We start from the raw sequence: 15,376 nt of genomic DNA, 5'->3' as shown, positions 1-15,376 counted from the left end.
AAGGTGACCCTGCGACCACCTTGCTGCCCGACGCACAATTGCGTTACAGGGCCGCGAAACAGGTAAATTCACCATGATGCGCGCGCTCTTCGCCCTGATCTGCCTGACTTTCACGGTTCTTGCCCAGCAAAGCCAGGCCCAGTCCCTTACGGTCACCACTGTGACCCGCCCTCCGTTTTCCTATGTCGAAGACGGGGCCGAAACCGGTTTTTCCATGGATCTGCTGGCTGCGCTGGCCGAGGCGTTGGGCTGGGACTACACCGTCAACCGGACCGATGCCTTTGGCGACATGCTGGGCGCAGTGCAGGACGGCACCGCCGATCTGGCAATCGCCAACATCTCGATCACCGCATCGCGTGAAACCCGGATGGATTTCAGCCAGCCGATCTTCGAGGCCGGGCTACAGATCATGGTCCCGTCCGAGGCCGCACGCCAGCCGTCGCTGTTGCAGGCCCTGCTGTCGCGCGAACTGTTCATCGCCATCGGGCTGGCCTTTGCCATCCTGCTGGGTGGCGGCATGCTGATGTGGGGGTTCGAACGCCGCGCGCAGCCCTATTTCGACCGCAAGCTCAACGAGGCCTGGTTCCCGTCTTTCTGGTGGGCGCTCAACCTGGTGGTCAATGGCGGGTTCGAGGAACGCATGCCGCGCACCCCCTTCGGGCGTCTGCTGGGCGTGGTGCTGGTGGTTTCCTCGCTGTTCATCGTGTCGGTCTTTACCGCCCGCATCACATCGGTCATGACGGTGGACGCGATCACCGGCAATGTGAACTCGATCAATGATCTTTACGGCAAACAGGTCGGCACCATCGCGGATTCGACCTCGGCAAGCTTCCTGATCCGGCGCGAGATCGAGTTCTCGGGCTATGAGGATCTGGATACGCTGCTGGCCGCCTTCACCGCCGAGGATCTGGACGCCGTGGTCTTTGACGCGCCCATCCTGTCCTATTTCGCATCCCATGAAGGCCGCCGGATCGCATCCATGACCGGCGGGGTTTTCATGCGCGAAAACTACGGTATTGCCTTCCCCACCGGCTCACCCCTGGTGGAAGAGGTCAATCAGGCCCTGCTGGCCCTGCGTGAGGACGGCACCTATGACGAAATTTACCGCAAGTGGTTCGGCAACCGGAACTAGGCCGGTTCCTCATCCCCGAAAAACGGCGTCATCTGCGCGACGATCACCGCGTTTTCATCCAGCGCACGCTGCATCAGGGCGCGTTCATCCGGATCAATGTCATGACCCTGCGCCTCGCGCTCGGCCAATGTGCCATAGCCGGTGACATCCAGCGGTGCCGTGTCAGCCTGTTTCAGGATGGCCACGGTTTCGCGCACCGCCTCGGCCTCGTCCACGCCGCTGGCAAAACACATCAACGCCGCCCCGGTCGCCCCTTCGGGCAGCCCGTCACCGTCCTTGCGACCGATCTGAACCAGCAAGGTATAGACCTGCTGGCGCGAGGGTTTTTTCTGCTTTTCCATGCCGCCTGCATTTACGTGCGCACCTTGTGGGGGTCAACTCATTCCGCGATCTCGCGCCGCATGCGGGGATTTCCCTCAAAAATTGAGGTCAGATGAAACTGGATTCCGGTTGATTGAAAACGGCAGGAATTGGCCGATACCGCGCGCGACAATGCGCTGAATCTGGCTCATCCAATTGTGGCCCGACGAGGCTGATACGGGTCGAATTCAACAAAAACTACAATACAGGGACTATTGTTTCGTTTTTTGAAAAAGGTGAAGTCAGATGAGTATTATGTCTAAATTCCTGACCGTCATGGCAAGTTTGATCGCGCTGGCGCTGGCACCGGCCACAGCCGCGCTCTCGGTTCTTTGGGCCAATTCTGCTTATGCCCAAGAAGGTGGTGGCGACGGCGAAGCCGAGTCCGAAGGTGAACGCGAAGGTGAGTCCGAAGGCGAGGGCGAATCTGAAAGCGAAGGTGAATCCGAGGGCGGTGGTGAGTCCGAAGGCGGAGGCGAGTCCGAAGGCGAGTCTGAGGGTGAAAGCGAGTCTGAGGGCGAGAGCGAGGGCGAGTCCGAAGGCGAAAGCGAATCCGAAGGTGAAAACGAGAGTGAGTCCGAAGGCGAGAACGAAGGCCGCTCCGAATCCGAAGGTGAACCGAAGGGCGAAGGCCGTTCCGGTGACGAAGAAGAGCAAACCGAAGGCGAAGAAGAGGAAAGTGAAGAACCTTCGGAGCCCAGAAAAGAAGTCGAGCGGCCCGGCGAGGATCGCTAACCCAACACAGGTTTTAGTCCTGACGAGGCGATCAGATCAGAGCTTATTACGTTCGATATCTGAAGCCTCTTGCGAAAACAAAAAAGGCCGGGGCAGCACACCCCGGCCTTTCCAATTCTGTCTAATTGATCAGTCGCGCAGCAGCTCGTTGATCCCGGTTTTCGAACGGGTCTTTTCATCCACCCGCTTCACGATCACCGCGCAATACAGGCTGATGTTGTTCTTCGATGGCATCGAGCCCGAAACAACCACCGAATAGGGCGGAACCTCGCCATAGGTGACCTCACCCGTTTCGCGGTCGACGATCTTGGTGGATTTGCCGATATAGACGCCCATGCCCAGAACCGAGCCCTCGCGGACGATGCAGCCCTCGACCACTTCGGAACGCGCACCGATAAAGCAGTTGTCTTCGATGATGGTCGGACCAGCCTGCATCGGTTCCAGCACACCGCCGATACCGACGCCACCGGACAGGTGTACGTTCTTGCCGATCTGCGCGCAGGAACCCACGGTGGCCCAGGTGTCGACCATGGTGCCTTCGTCCACATAGGCGCCCAGGTTCACGAAGGACGGCATCAGCACCACGCCTGGCGCGATAAAGGCGGATTTGCGGACCACGCAGTTCGGCACCGCACGGAAGCCAGCGGCACGCCACTGGTTTTCGCCCCAACCGGCGAACTTGCTGTCCACCTTGTCCCACCAGCCGCCATCCTGTGGGCCACCGGACTGGATTTCCATATCCTTGATGCGAAAGCCCAGCAGAACCGCCTTTTTGGCCCATTGGTTCACATGCCAGTCACCGCTTTCCAGCTTTTCAGCCACGCGCAGCTTGCCGCTGTCCAGCGCGTTCAACGTATCTTCGATGGCTTCGCGTTGCTCACCGGTGGTGGCGGGGGTGATGGTGTCGCGCGCCTCCCAGGCGGCTTCGATGGCGGCTTCCAGTTGCGCGTTGGACATGTGAGGGCTCCCTGCTGACTCGGTTTGCGTTGGTGTGGCCTATACGCAAGCCGAACCCAAGGCGCAATGCGACGTGAAGGGCCCCGTTTACGGCAATCCCGGCTCGGAACGTATCAGCAGGGGTATGGGCCTAGTTTGACCGGCGAATATGGCGTACCAGAATCGCGCTGGCCGAGGTCACATCCCGGGTCTTCAACGCCTGTATGATGGCCGCATGATCGGTATCGACACGCTGCACCCATTTCGGACGCCATTGGACAAACAGATGGCGGGCGCTGGCGATGTGCAGGTCGTCAATCGTGTGCAACAGGCGCGGTAGACCGCAGGGGGTCAGGATGGCGCGGTGAAAGGCGCGGTTGCGGGCCTCCCACGCAGGCATGTTGTCTGCTGCGTCACAGGCCAGCCGGGCGTCATCGGCCAGTTTCAGCGCCGCAGGTGTCATGTTCTGCACCGAATGCTGCAGCGCCAGCGTTTCCAGCGCCACGCGCATCTCGATCACCTCGCGCACTTCGGCGGGGTCCAGGGCCGTCACGCGCATGCCCCGGCGCGGCTCGCTTTTGGCCAGCCCGTGCGCCTCAAGCCGCAGCAAGGCTTCGCGCACCGGCACATGGCTGGTCTCGAACGAGCGGGCGATGTGATCCTGGCGCAGCTTCTCTCCGGCCAGCAGATCACCTGTGATGATTTGCTGGCTGAGTTCCTGATAGATCGTGTCGGCGATGGTCGCGGTCATGGATTATAGATAAAAATCACAACCCATTTCCACAAGCGGATTTTTCACCCCGACAGCGGGTCCGGGGCGATATTTCCACCGCAGATCAGAACCGCAACCTTTTCGCCCGGCGCGGGCGTGTAGGCCCCGCTGGTCAGTGCCGCCAAAGCTGCGGCCCCTGCCGGTTCGACCAGAATGCGATGGGCCTGCCACAACGCGCTTTGCGCAGCGGCGATAGCCTCGTCCGAGACCAGAACCGAGGTCATCCCCTGCGCCAGTTCGAAACATATCCCGCCGATCCGCCGCGCGCCCAGCGCGTTGGCGGCGATCCCGGACACTGAGACATCCACCGGCGCACCGGCCTGCAACGCGGCGTTCAGCGCGCAGGAGGTTTCGGGTTCAACCGCCACAACCTTGCGCGCGCCCTGAAACCACGCCAACGCGCCCGCGATCAGACCTCCGCCACCAACGGCCACCAGAACCGTGTCAGCCTGCAAACCCTGCGCGTCCCATTCGGCAAAGCACGTGCCCTGCCCGGCCACCGTGGCGGGGGCATCATAGGCATGGATCTGCATCGCACCGGTGGCCGTCTCATGGTCTTGGGCCATGGATAAGGCGTTGGCGTATTCGCCGGGCACCACGCTCAGGTCAGCACCGATCCGTTCGATCAGAGCAATCTTGGACGGGCCCGCCATTTCCGGCACGAAAATCTTGGCCGGATGGCCCAGCGCCCGCGCCGCATAGGCCGCTGCAGCCCCATGATTGCCCCCCGACGCGGCCACCACGCCCGCCTGCGGCACATCCGTGCCCAGCAGCGTGTTGAACGCCCCGCGCGCCTTGAAACTGCCGGTATGCTGCAAATGCTCCAGCTTCATCGCCACCGGATAGCCCAGGCCAAAGGCGTGGCTGTCCATCACCGGCGTCACCTGCGCGTGGCCATCGATGCGATCCCGCGCCGTGGATATTTCAGTCTTCCTATCCATTATTGTCTTTCCGTGACTGGCACTTCATCCGCGAACCCTATAGCTGTTTGTCATTCAGGCAAGCTTGGGACACAAAAATTATGAGAGAAGATCGCCTCAGCCCCTTCCGTGACGCACAGACCGACCGTTCGACCGCAAGCGAAGTGCCGGACACGCCGCAGACCCGCTCACCCGCTTATCGCCTTGCCTTTGCTGACGATGATTTCCTATGCCGGGACGAACTGCGCCCGGTGCGGCTGCAACTGGAACTGCTCAAGCCCGAGATGCTGATGAGCGAGCGTCAGATCACCTCGACCATCGTGATGTTCGGCGGCGCGCGCATCCCCGAGCCGTCGCAGAAACACACCGCGCGGACGCAAACGCTGGCGGACCTGTCGGAGTATTACGACGAAGCCCGCGAGTTCGCCCGGCTGATGACCGAGAAATCCAACGCCTCGGGCTGCCGCGAGAACGTGATCGTCACCGGCGGCGGACCGGGTGTGATGGAGGCCGGAAATCGTGGCGCGCAAGATGCGGGCGGCTGTTCCATCGGGCTGAACATCGTGTTGCCGCACGAGCAGGCGCCGAATGAGTATGTGACGCCCGACCTCAGCTTCAACTTCCACTATTTCGCCATCCGCAAGATGCATTTCCTGATGCGCGCCCGCGCCATCACCATCTTCCCCGGCGGGTTCGGCACCATGGATGAGCTGTTCGAATCCCTGACCCTGATCCAGACCGGGCGGATGGAACGCGTACCCTTCCTGCTGTTCGGTCGCGCATTCTGGGAAAAAGTCATCAACTGGGCGGCGCTGGCCGATGCGGGCACGATCTCGGACGAAGACCTCGACCTGTTCCGCTTTGTCGATACCGCGCAAGAGGCGGTTGATATCATCGAAAACTGGGAACCCGCCCCGCCCCGCAGCGAAATCCCGGGGCGGTAAGCAATGGCACCCAAGACCGGAGAGATGCTGCACCTGCGCGGCAATGCGTTGAACCCGGGTGAGCCGATTGCGCTGCCCCTGACCCAAAGCAGCATGTACCATCTGCCCGGCGCGCCGGACGGGTTACCCACCTATGGCCGCGTGGACAACGCCACATGGGAGCATCTGGAGCACCTTCTGGCCCATCTTGAGGGTGCCCCCTGCCTGACCTTCCCATCCGGCATGGGTGCAATTTCGGCGGCCCTGTTTGCGACAGTGAAGGCCGGAACCCGCCTGTTGATCCCGTCCGACGGGTACTATGTGACCCGCGTGCTGGCCGACCGGTTCCTGTCCGGGCTGGGCGTCTCGGTCACGGAACGTCCGACCACGGCCTTTGACGAAGGCGGGTTTGACGGCTTCGATGTGGTCTTTCTGGAAAGCCCGTCCAACCCCGGGCTGGACATGATGGACCTGCCCGCCATCGCCTCTGCCGTGCGCGCCGCAGGCGGTCTTACTATCGCTGACAACACGACCATGACGCCGCTGGGCCAGCGCCCGCTGGATCTGGGTGTCGATGTGGTCGTGTCGTCGGACACCAAGGCCATGGGCGGACATTCCGACCTGCTGATGGGCCATGTCACCAGCCGCAACGCGCAGATCATGGATCGGGTCGAGGAATGGCGGCGCGTCTCGGGCGCGATCCCCGGCCCGCATGAGGCATGGTTGCTGCATCGCGGGTTGGAAACGCTGGACGTCCGCTTTGACCGCATGTGTTCGTCGGCGCAGATTATCGCCGAACGGCTGGCCGATCATGCGACGGTGCGGACCATCCGCTATCCCGGCCTGCCCGGCGATCCGTCGCACGCATTGGCGCAGGCTCAGACCGCCCGGTTCGGGTTCCTTCTGTCAATCACACTGGACAGCGAAGCCAAGGCCGAAGCCTTCATCAACAGCTGCCCGATGCTGCGGCCCGCGACCTCATTCGGCGGCGTCCACAGCTCGGCCGAGCGGCGTGCGCGCTGGGGTGACGATGTCGATCCCGCCTTTATCCGCATCTCTGTCGGGTGCGAGCCGGTGGAGGAGCTATGGCAGGCGCTTGAGGCCAGCCTGAACGCGCTGTAGCTATTTTTTCGGCTCACGCAGTTCCTTGAACACATAGATCGGCAGCACAACGCTGGCGATCAGCGCACCCAGCCAGACAAGCAGCGTCGCCGCCAACAGGTTCGAAAGGCCACCAACGGTCAGCCCGGCGGTGATCAGATCGGTCACCAGCAACCCCACGAAGGTCACGATCAGCGCGATCCCGCCTTTCAGCGCGGGCGCTTTCTTTTCCCCAAGCTTCAGGATCAACGGCTCGGCCACCACCTGCACCACGGTGAAGACAAGCACGACAACGATGAACGAGATCGGCCTGATCGCAAACCCGGACAGCAGCAGCGCCGCCAGCAGCAATCCGATGGCATTCCCGGCCAAAAGGGCCAAAGCGGATTTGATTCTGCGCGTCATGGGGGGCTCCGTCAGCAAATACCTCTGAATATGCATATGTTAACAGACCTGCGGGATTTTGCGAGCGGTTTCAAATGCCTCTTCCTTTTGAGGCATTGAAACCGCATGATAAAACACATTCATCACGATCAGACCTGCCACATCCGCGAGAGGTGAGATGAGCGACGATCCCTATTCCGTTCTGGGCGTTTCGAAAGACGCCAGCGCCGCCGATATCAAGAAAGCCTATCGGCGCATCGCCAAGGACTGCCACCCGGACCTCAAGCCCGGCGATGCCGAGGCTGAGGCGAAATTCAAGGCCGCAGCCGCCGCCTATGATCTGCTGAAAGATCCCGACACCCGCGCGCGTTATGACAGCGGAGAGATTGACGCCTCGGGTCAGGAACGGCCTCAGCAGCAATACTATCGCGACTATGCCGAGGCCGCCGGGAACCCCTATCGCGGGCGGGCCGAGGACACGGAGGACATGTCCGACATCTTCGCCGAATTCATGCGGGGCCGTGCCGGATACGGGCAGCGCACACATGAATTCCACGCGCCGGGGCATAATCTGAACTATGCCCTGCAGATCAGCTTTCTGGATGCGGTGTTCGGGGCCAGCCAGAAACTGACCCTGCCCGATGGCGACCGGATCGAGGTCAAGATACCGCCCGGCATCACCGACGGCCAGACCATCCGCCTGCGCGGCAAAGGCGCGCCGGGTTATGGCGAGGGGCCTCCAGGGGATGCTTTGGTCACCGTCTCGGTCGCCAAACACCCGCTGTTCGACCGGCAGGGCGACGACATCCACATCACTCTGCCGATCTCGATTGATGAGGCCATTCTGGGCGGAAAGGTCCCGGCCCCCACCATCGATGGCGGCGTGAATGTCACCGTTCCAGCAGGCACCAGCAGCGGCAAGACCCTGCGGCTGCGCGGCAAGGGCGTCAGGAAACGCGGCTCAGGCGAGCGGGGCGATCAGTTGATCGAACTGACCGTCACGCTGCCCGACCAGATCGACGACGAGATGAAGCACTTCATGGAAACATGGCGCGACACCCACCGCTATGACCCGCGCAAAGGAATGCCGTCATGACCCTGACCGAAGAGGAACTGATCCAAGCCATCGCCCGGCTGACCTCGGACCGGTTGACCGAGTATCTGGCCGCCGAAATCGTGATCCCCGAACACTCCGATCAGGGGCTGGTCTATCACAGCATCGACGTGGCGCGGCTGGAACTGGCCTGCGAGCTGCATGACCAATACGACATGGAGGCCGATGCGCTGTCGATGATGATCTCGCTGATCGACCAGATGCACGGGCTGCGCGCCGAGCTGCGCGAGGTTCTGACCGCCGTCGAGGCGCAACCCGAACCCGTGCGCCAGCAATTGATCGAGGTGATCGGCACCGCGCGGTTCCGGCGCAGCTAACGGGTCCGGGGGCTACTGCGAAACGCGGAATTCCTCGGGTACGTAAAAGGTATAGTCGCGATCCGCGACGGCCTCGTGGCAGTCATGGCAATAGGCCACGGCCCCTGCACGGTTGCCCATCGTGTCACCAAACAGCGACCCATCCGGCAACACCATGATATAGCGCCAATCGGCGGTATCCGGGCTGGCACCCTTGGGCAGTTTCTCCATCACGAACATGGCGCCGGGGTGGATATTGCCCTCATCCGTTACGGTCATGCTGTCCTTGGCCAGAACCGAGCCCACCGGCAATTCCTCACCTTCGGCCATCGTGCCGTAATTGTGCGCCATACGGTTGGCATAGCTGTTCACGAAACGCTGCCCATGCGTGGCCGAGATATAGGGGGCGTCGTTGAACAGCGGCCAGTTCTGATAGTTGCGGATCAAATCCAGCTGCGCCGCCGCGTACCCCCGCGCCATGCGCTTGGTCAGCCCGCGATAGTGCTGCCGCGCCTCATCCTTGGTCAGATCGGCTGGGTTCTCGATGGCGATATGCGCATCCTGATCATTCGTCTGCGCGATGGTGCCAGACACTCCGACCAGTAACACGGCCAAAGCCGCCATAATCTGCGTGCGTTTTGCATTCATTGCTGTGGCCCATCCGTCTTGAATACGGTTTTGCCTGAACACCGCCCCTGCTCACCCACCTTTCACGATAGCGGTTCTGAGGGATCTTTCTATGACCCGGTTCACAACCTCACCGCCTTGTGCGCGAAGTTGAACCGCCTAAGTGTGGTCACATATTAGCAAATCGGAAGATGAATAGACAGGCCGCGCAGGATATTTCACCTGCGCACTGTGCGTTTTTGGGGGCTTTCAGCCCAGACCGGCCTCGGATTCGATCTGTTTGCGCGACTTGCGGGCGCGTTCGGTGGCCGATTTCAGCTGACCACAGGCGGCCATGATATCCTCGCCCCGCGTCTTGCGGATGGGTGAGGCATAGCCCGCCTGATAGATGATATTCGCAAAGGCCCGGATACGGTTGTTCGAGCTGCGCTTGTACGGCGCGCCGGGCCATTCGTTGAACGGGATCAGGTTGATCTTGGCCGGGATATTGTGGCGTTTGATGTGTTCGATCAGGCGATGCGCATCCGCGTCGCTGTCATTCACGCCGTCCAGCATCACATATTCAAATGTAATCCGCTCAGAATTCGAGGCATTGGGGTAGCTGGCCAGTGCCTGCAGCAGTTCCTCGATATTCCAGCGCTTGTTGATGGGCACCAGCACGTCGCGGGTCTCATCCGTGGTCGCATGGAACGAGATCGCCAGCAGACAGCCGATTTCCTCGGCCGTGCGCGCGATTTCAGGCACCACACCCGAGGTCGAGAGCGTAATCCGGCGACGCGACAGAGAAATCCCTTCGGGGTCCATCGCGATCTTCATCGCATCGCGGACGTTGTCGAAGTTATAGAGCGGCTCACCCATGCCCATCAGAACGATGTTCGACAGCAGACGGGTTTCGTCCTTGGGCGCACCGGGGGTGGGCCATTCCTCAAGATCATCGCGGGCCATCATCACCTGCCCGACAATCTCGGCCGCCGTCAGGTTGCGCACCAGTTTCTGCGTGCCGGTATGGCAGAAGGAACAGGTCAGCGTGCAGCCGACCTGAGACGAGATACACAGCGTGCCGCGATCCTCTTCGGGGATATAGACGACCTCGACCTCATGCCCGCCTGCGATGCGGCACAGGTACTTGCGGGTGCCATCCTCGGACACTTGCCGCGTCACGACCTCGGGGATTTCGATGACGAAATGCTCAGCCAGTTGCGCGCGATAGGCTTTGGCCAGATTGGTCATCTGCGCAAAGTCGCGCACGCCCCATTGATAGATCCACTGCCAGATCTGCCCGGTGCGCATCTTGGCCTGCTTTTCCGGCGTGCCATGTTCGATCAGCGCCGCACGCAGCTGGTCGCGGGTCAGACCGACGAGGTTCACCTTCCCCTCGGGCAGTTTGCGGGGGATGGTCATGACGTCCTGGGTGATCGGCGCTTTGGGCGACATTTGCTTGTCTCAACGGATTCTGGCTTGGGATGCGCCTCTATATAGGAACGCGCGCAAAGATCAAAAGGAATCTCAGTTGGCAAAGCGCAGCAATTCATCGACGCGGGCGCGGCCCAGTTGCACGCGGCAGGCGGTGATGCCGATCCCGGTGCCCGATCCGCCCCCGAATGAGGCCCCAACCGCCTCGCACTGCGCATCGCGATAGGCGGTCCATGCGGTTTGCGAGGCCTCAAGCGCTGGTATGGCTGCTGCGCGCCCGGTGACCTCATCCGACTCGCGCGCGGCGTCGGTGGCAAAGCCATAGGCAGATTGCAGGGCGATCTCCACTCGGGCTTCCATATCGGCCACACAAGCGCCGATCTCGACCTGAGACGGCGCGTCCGTGCATTCCAGCGTCGGATCGGCAAAACCCGCTATTGGGGCAAGGCAGAGAGGCAGAACGTAGCGCATCGCGAGGACTCCTTGATCTGGACAAGACCAAGCCTACCCGATTTGCGCGGCGATTGTCTGTCAGTTCGTGCAGCGTGTCTCGGCGTCTTCCAGCGCGGCGGTGAAGCCCAGCAGAGAGAACGTGTCTTTGGTCTGCGTGCCGCGCTCGGACCGGGCGGTCAGCACGGCCTCGGTCCCGCGCTTCATGGCTGCTATTACATTGGGTTCTTGACCTTTCGTCGAAGGCCAGGCCCATTCACCGTCCGTAATGAATTCGAACTCCTGATCGTCGATTCGCACATTGACCGTTGATCCTGCCGCAAACGGGTATCCGCCTGTAAATGAAACTTGTCCATTTGCGTCTTCACTCGGACGAAAAACTATGAACAACAAAATGTCACTGCGCCGAACGGAAACCACACGACCACCACGGGTATTAACGGTTTCATCCGGTGTGGCAACGCTCCAGCACTCGGTGGGATCATCGTCGACGAAAACGCTCCAGTCCGTATTCACAGACACGCGATTTGTACTGTCCGCCTGCTGCGCGATTGCGGTTGTGGCCATTCCGGCCATGCACAGGCCCGCGATCACGCGGACGAGTTTTGATCCCATCTGTCCAGCCTCCTAGCTCGACCCATACCTCATAGCCATCGGATTTGACTGCGAACCCTGCCAGTTCGTCTGTGATATTGCGCATTCCGATGATTGCCGACATACACACACTAACGCAGGTTTCGCCACAGGCGAAAGGGCGATTGGCAGAATTTTGCGCATTAACCCGGAGGTCGAGATGACGCAGCCCGTACCGATGACAGAACTGTGGCGCGGCCCCCTGCTGGAAAGCCTGCATCTGGGTCACGCGGTAATCTGCGATGACAGCGGCCAGATCGTGCGCAGCTGGGGTGATCCCAACGCGGTGATCTATCCGCGATCCTCGGCCAAGATGATCCAGGCGCTGCCGTTGATCACATCCGGCGCCGCGGCGAAATACGGGCTGAATTCCGAGCATCTGGCGCTGGCCTGCGCGTCCCATTCCGGGGCGCATATCCACACCGACCGCGTGTCGGCCTGGCTGGATCATCTGGGGCTGGCCGAACCCGACCTGCGCTGCGGCCCGCAAGAGCCGCAGGACATGGCCGCCCGCGACGGGCTGATCCTTGCGGACGACACGCCGTGCCAGATCCACAACAATTGCTCGGGCAAGCATTGCGGGTTCCTGACCGTGGCGCAGCATATGGGCGCCGGGCCGGAATATCTTGAGATCGACCACCCGGTTCAGCAAGCCTGCCTGTCCGCTTTGGAAGAGACCACAGGCGAAACCAGCCCCTGTTATGGCATCGACGGCTGCTCGGCCCCGAACTTTGCCACCTCGCTGGTGGGGCTGGCGCGGTCGATGGCATGGTTCGCCTCCGCCGCTGTCCGGTCGGATCGGGCCAGCGATGCGGCGCAGCAACTGACCGCCGCGATGATGAAACACCCCGAACTGGTCGCTGGCGAAAACCGCGCCTGTACCGAATTGATGCGCGCCATGGACGGGCGCGTGGCAATCAAGACCGGAGCCGAGGCCGTTTTCGTGGCCATCGTCCCGGAAAAGCGGATGGGGATCGCGCTGAAGATCACCGACGGCACCACCCGCGCCAGTGAATGCGCCATCGCCGCGCTATTGGTCAGTGTGGGCGTGCTGGAGGCCGATCACCCGGCCACAAGCAAATTCATGAACGCCACGCAATACAGCCGTCGCGGGCTGGAGACCGGCGTGATCAAACCCGCACCGGGCTTCCCGGGCTAAGTTACATCTCGATCTCGTGCACCTCGGCCACCTCGACCGAGCCTGATCCGTTCACGACCATCGGACAACCCTTGGCCATCTCGGTCGCAGCGTCGATGCTGTCGGCCTTGATGACCGTAAAGCCCGAGGCCGGATTGGCGCCGCCATTGTCAACAACGCTGCCATTGCTGACGGTATAGGACTGACCCACCGGATTGCCGGGGATTTCCAGCGCATCGCCCATGCCCTGAAACCATGCGCCCCAGGCGGCCATGGTTGCTTCGATTTCCGCCGGATCGGTCGGGGTGTGACCGCCGTGATAGACAAACAAATATTGGGGCATATTGCTCCTCCCTGATTGAAATCTACTTGCAGCGCGCTTCGAGCTTGCGCAGCGACGATGTCCAGCCCTGATTGTGGTTGGCAGCGGCCTCGGCATCAGCCAGTTCGCGGTGATCCAGCGTCAGGCGAGACCCGGTTTCGGTGGCGCTGACTGAAAAGGTCACATGGCTTTCCGCGCCGCGCTGATCCTGATCGTCATGCCAGCCCCACGTGAATCCCACCGAGTTGGGCCGGTCGACATGGGTTACGTGACCCGAAACCTTGAATTGCTGGCCCTCGCTGTTCTGCATTACTGAATACCATGGACCGGTGCGCGAGAAATCCAGATTGTGTTCCGGCACATGCATCCCTTCCGGGCCCCACCATTGCAACAGCTTCGCGCCGTCACTGATCCAGGCAAACAGATCCTCGGGGCTGACGGGAAAGTCCCGCTCCAGTTTCAGGTCGGCCATGATGTCTCCCTTTCAATAATGTCATCCAGACGGTCGAGGCTGGCCTCCCAGAATTGCCGCTTCGAGATGGTCCATTCGGCAATCGCCCGTAGCCCCTCGGGCTGGATCGAATACATCCGTTGCGTGCCTTGGACGCGTTGCTGCACCAGCCCCGCCGACCGCAGCACTTTCAAATGGCGCGAGATCGCGGCGCCGGACATGCCGCGACCCTCGATCAGGTCACCGGCGGGCAGTTCGCCCTGTTCCATCAACTGCTCGACAATCGAAAAGCGGGTGGCGTCGGACAAGGCGGAGAATGTGGCCAGAAGTGTGTTCATGGCCATTATTTAACACATGTGTTAAATTAAGGAAAGCCCCTTAGGGCAAAACGAATTCGGACCGGCTATACCCCTGCAGATACAGCAGCGCGGTCAGATCACCGAAATTGACACGCACATCGCACTTTTCTGCGACCGAGGGCTTGGCGTGCAGCGCAACGCCTGTCCCCGCCCGGCCCAGCATGCCCAAATCATTGGCCCCGTCGCCCACGGCGATCACATCTCCCTCGGCGATGCCCAGACGTGCGGTGATCTGTTCCAGCGCTTCAATCTTGGCCTGCCGCCCGAGGATCGGGCGCAGGACGTCCCCAGTCAGCTTGCCGTCTTCGGCCAGCAGGGTGTTGGCGCGGTTTTCGTCAAAGCCCAGCGTCTCGGCCACCCGAGCAGTAAACGCGGTGAACCCGCCCGAGACCAGCGCGGCATAGGCTCCGTGCGCGCGCATCGTAGCCAACAGCTCCCGACCGCCGGGCATCAGGGTGATCCGTTCCGCCAGCACCTTGCCGATCACGGCCTCGTCCAGACCTTTCAGCAACCCAACTCGTTCGATCAGCGCGCCTTCGAAATCCAGCTCGCCATTCATGGCGCGGGCGGTGATGTCCTTGACGCGGTCGCCGACACCGGCCTCATCCGCCAGTTCGTCGATGCATTCCTGCTGGATCATGGTGCTGTCCATATCGGCCAGCAGCATCTTTTTGCGCCGCCCCTCGGCGGGTTGCACGATCAGGTCAACACCCATCTGTTGCAACTCAGCCCAGCTGTCCCAGCGGTTACCGGGGATGTCCGACAGCGGGAACTCTGCCGCCTCGTCCGGGGCAAGCCATTGGATGTCGCCGCCACCCCATGCGTTGCGCAAAGCCTCGACCAGCGCCGGGTCCAGCGCGGGCGCGGCGGGGTTGGTGAGCAAGGTGGCAATGTACATCTTCGACCTCCGGCAAGTTCACCTGCGCATATCGCAGGTGCAGCATTTTCGCCAGAGCCGTTTCGCCCTATCCCAGAATTCCCGGCAACCGAAGCCCATGTTCACGGGCGCAATCCTTAGCGATGTCATAGCCCGCATCCGCATGACGCCACACGCCCGAGGCCGGGTCGTTCCACAACACCCGCTCCAACCGTCGCGCGGCGTCCTCGGTCCCGTCGGCGCAGATCACCACGCCTGCGTGCTGGCTGAAACCCATGCCAACCCCGCCACCGTGATGCAGCGACACCCAGGTCGCGCCGCTGGCGGTGTTGATCAACGCATTCAACAGCGGCCAGTCCGACACGGCGTCCGAACCATCCAGCATCGCCTCGGTCTCGCGGTTGGGCGAGGCGACCGAGCCCGAATCCAGATG

20 protein-coding genes and 1 pseudogene are annotated in these 15,376 nt (G+C 61.7%); 7 read left to right on the top strand and 14 right to left on the bottom strand.

Annotation, left to right across the window (positions count from 1 at the left end; translation table 11 throughout):
- The first annotated feature begins 73 nt into the window (after positions 1-73).
- Positions 74-1,132 carry a transporter substrate-binding domain-containing protein gene (locus MPJ51_RS07705; protein WP_298384181.1) on the top strand — a complete coding sequence of 353 codons (1,059 nt, stop codon included), beginning with the start codon at positions 74-76 and terminating at the stop codon, positions 1,130-1,132.
- On the opposite strand, the gene MPJ51_RS07700 is transcribed toward MPJ51_RS07705, so the two are convergent.
- Positions 1,129-1,473, bottom strand: coding sequence for a hypothetical protein (locus tag MPJ51_RS07700; protein ID WP_170388822.1), 345 nt, complete (start codon positions 1,471-1,473; stop codon positions 1,129-1,131). The genes MPJ51_RS07705 and MPJ51_RS07700 overlap by 4 nt on opposite strands.
- A gap of 265 nt (positions 1,474-1,738) precedes the next feature.
- Between MPJ51_RS07700 and MPJ51_RS07695 the strand changes: the two genes are divergently transcribed.
- On the top strand, positions 1,739-2,227 hold the full coding sequence (locus MPJ51_RS07695) for a hypothetical protein (protein WP_298384169.1): 489 nt from the start codon (positions 1,739-1,741) through the stop codon (positions 2,225-2,227).
- Between the two features lie 129 nt (positions 2,228-2,356).
- On the opposite strand, the gene dapD is transcribed toward MPJ51_RS07695, so the two are convergent.
- From dapD to MPJ51_RS07680, 3 genes are all read right to left on the bottom strand, one after another.
- Positions 2,357-3,184, bottom strand: coding sequence for a 2,3,4,5-tetrahydropyridine-2,6-dicarboxylate N-succinyltransferase (gene dapD, locus MPJ51_RS07690; protein WP_298384166.1), 828 nt, complete (start codon positions 3,182-3,184; stop codon positions 2,357-2,359).
- Between the two features lie 130 nt (positions 3,185-3,314).
- Positions 3,315-3,914, bottom strand: coding sequence for a GntR family transcriptional regulator (locus MPJ51_RS07685; RefSeq protein ID WP_298384164.1), 600 nt, complete (start codon positions 3,912-3,914; stop codon positions 3,315-3,317).
- Positions 3,915-3,958: 44 nt separating this feature from the next.
- The gene (locus tag MPJ51_RS07680) at positions 3,959-4,876 is read right to left on the bottom strand and encodes a serine/threonine dehydratase (RefSeq protein WP_298384161.1); all 918 of its coding nucleotides are present in this window, start codon (positions 4,874-4,876) and stop codon (positions 3,959-3,961) included.
- An 80-nt stretch (positions 4,877-4,956) separates the two neighbouring features.
- On the opposite strand from MPJ51_RS07680, the gene MPJ51_RS07675 reads away from it, so the two are divergent.
- Both MPJ51_RS07675 and MPJ51_RS07670 read left to right on the top strand, forming a co-directional pair.
- Positions 4,957-5,799 carry a TIGR00730 family Rossman fold protein gene (locus MPJ51_RS07675; RefSeq protein WP_298384158.1) on the top strand — a complete coding sequence of 281 codons (843 nt, stop codon included), beginning with the start codon at positions 4,957-4,959 and terminating at the stop codon, positions 5,797-5,799.
- A 3-nt stretch (positions 5,800-5,802) separates the two neighbouring features.
- A complete protein-coding gene (locus MPJ51_RS07670; protein WP_298384155.1) occupies positions 5,803-6,900 on the top strand; it encodes a cystathionine gamma-lyase in 1,098 nt (365 codons plus the stop codon).
- Here the strand turns inward: MPJ51_RS07670 and MPJ51_RS07665 are convergent, their stop codons facing one another.
- Positions 6,901-7,284, bottom strand: a complete 384-nt coding sequence (locus MPJ51_RS07665) for a hypothetical protein (RefSeq protein ID WP_298384153.1) — start codon at positions 7,282-7,284, stop codon at positions 6,901-6,903.
- A 157-nt stretch (positions 7,285-7,441) separates the two neighbouring features.
- Here MPJ51_RS07665 and MPJ51_RS07660 point away from each other — a divergent pair, with 157 nt between their 5' ends.
- Entirely contained in the window at positions 7,442-8,359 is a 918-nt protein-coding gene (locus MPJ51_RS07660; RefSeq protein ID WP_298384149.1) for a DnaJ C-terminal domain-containing protein, read from the top strand.
- Entirely contained in the window at positions 8,356-8,694 is a 339-nt protein-coding gene (locus tag MPJ51_RS07655) for a hypothetical protein (RefSeq protein WP_298384146.1), read from the top strand. The genes MPJ51_RS07660 and MPJ51_RS07655 overlap by 4 nt, the downstream gene beginning before the upstream one ends.
- 12 nt (positions 8,695-8,706) lie before the next feature.
- Here the strand turns inward: MPJ51_RS07655 and MPJ51_RS07650 are convergent, their stop codons facing one another.
- The 4 genes from MPJ51_RS07650 to MPJ51_RS07635 all read right to left on the bottom strand — a co-directional run bounded on the left by MPJ51_RS07650 (position 8,707) and on the right by MPJ51_RS07635 (position 11,778).
- Positions 8,707-9,321, bottom strand: coding sequence for a cytochrome P460 family protein (locus tag MPJ51_RS07650; protein WP_298384143.1), 615 nt, complete (start codon positions 9,319-9,321; stop codon positions 8,707-8,709).
- Positions 9,322-9,549: 228 nt separating this feature from the next.
- On the bottom strand, positions 9,550-10,734 hold the full coding sequence (rlmN, locus tag MPJ51_RS07645) for a 23S rRNA (adenine(2503)-C(2))-methyltransferase RlmN (RefSeq protein WP_298384141.1): 1,185 nt from the start codon (positions 10,732-10,734) through the stop codon (positions 9,550-9,552).
- Between the two features lie 72 nt (positions 10,735-10,806).
- A complete protein-coding gene (locus tag MPJ51_RS07640; RefSeq protein ID WP_298384136.1) occupies positions 10,807-11,184 on the bottom strand; it encodes a lysozyme inhibitor LprI family protein in 378 nt (125 codons plus the stop codon).
- A 60-nt stretch (positions 11,185-11,244) separates the two neighbouring features.
- On the bottom strand, positions 11,245-11,778 hold the full coding sequence (locus tag MPJ51_RS07635; RefSeq protein ID WP_298384133.1) for an invasion associated locus B family protein: 534 nt from the start codon (positions 11,776-11,778) through the stop codon (positions 11,245-11,247).
- A gap of 178 nt (positions 11,779-11,956) precedes the next feature.
- On the opposite strand from MPJ51_RS07635, the gene MPJ51_RS07630 reads away from it, so the two are divergent.
- On the top strand, positions 11,957-12,955 hold the full coding sequence (locus tag MPJ51_RS07630; RefSeq protein WP_298384130.1) for an asparaginase: 999 nt from the start codon (positions 11,957-11,959) through the stop codon (positions 12,953-12,955).
- Position 12,956: 1 nt separating this feature from the next.
- Here MPJ51_RS07630 and MPJ51_RS07625 read toward each other — a convergent pair whose 3' ends face one another.
- The 5 genes and pseudogenes from MPJ51_RS07625 to MPJ51_RS07605 form a co-directional block, all read right to left on the bottom strand.
- Positions 12,957-13,277, bottom strand: a complete 321-nt coding sequence (locus tag MPJ51_RS07625) for a YciI family protein (protein WP_298384127.1) — start codon at positions 13,275-13,277, stop codon at positions 12,957-12,959.
- A gap of 22 nt (positions 13,278-13,299) precedes the next feature.
- A complete protein-coding gene (locus tag MPJ51_RS07620; RefSeq protein ID WP_298384125.1) occupies positions 13,300-13,728 on the bottom strand; it encodes an SRPBCC domain-containing protein in 429 nt (142 codons plus the stop codon).
- A complete protein-coding gene (locus MPJ51_RS07615; protein WP_298384122.1) occupies positions 13,716-14,045 on the bottom strand; it encodes a metalloregulator ArsR/SmtB family transcription factor in 330 nt (109 codons plus the stop codon). The genes MPJ51_RS07620 and MPJ51_RS07615 overlap by 13 nt, the downstream gene beginning before the upstream one ends.
- A gap of 40 nt (positions 14,046-14,085) precedes the next feature.
- A complete protein-coding gene (serB, locus tag MPJ51_RS07610) occupies positions 14,086-14,964 on the bottom strand; it encodes a phosphoserine phosphatase SerB (RefSeq protein ID WP_298384119.1) in 879 nt (292 codons plus the stop codon).
- Positions 14,965-15,031: 67 nt separating this feature from the next.
- Positions 15,032-15,376: pseudogene (locus tag MPJ51_RS07605) on the bottom strand (urocanate hydratase); the annotation flags it as partial.

It is taken from the genome of Ruegeria sp., assembly GCF_028066395.1.
Classification (GTDB): domain Bacteria; phylum Pseudomonadota; class Alphaproteobacteria; order Rhodobacterales; family Rhodobacteraceae; genus Ruegeria.
The sequence above is the reverse complement of the archived record's forward strand: the minus strand, read 5'-3'. Positions and strand labels throughout refer to the sequence as shown.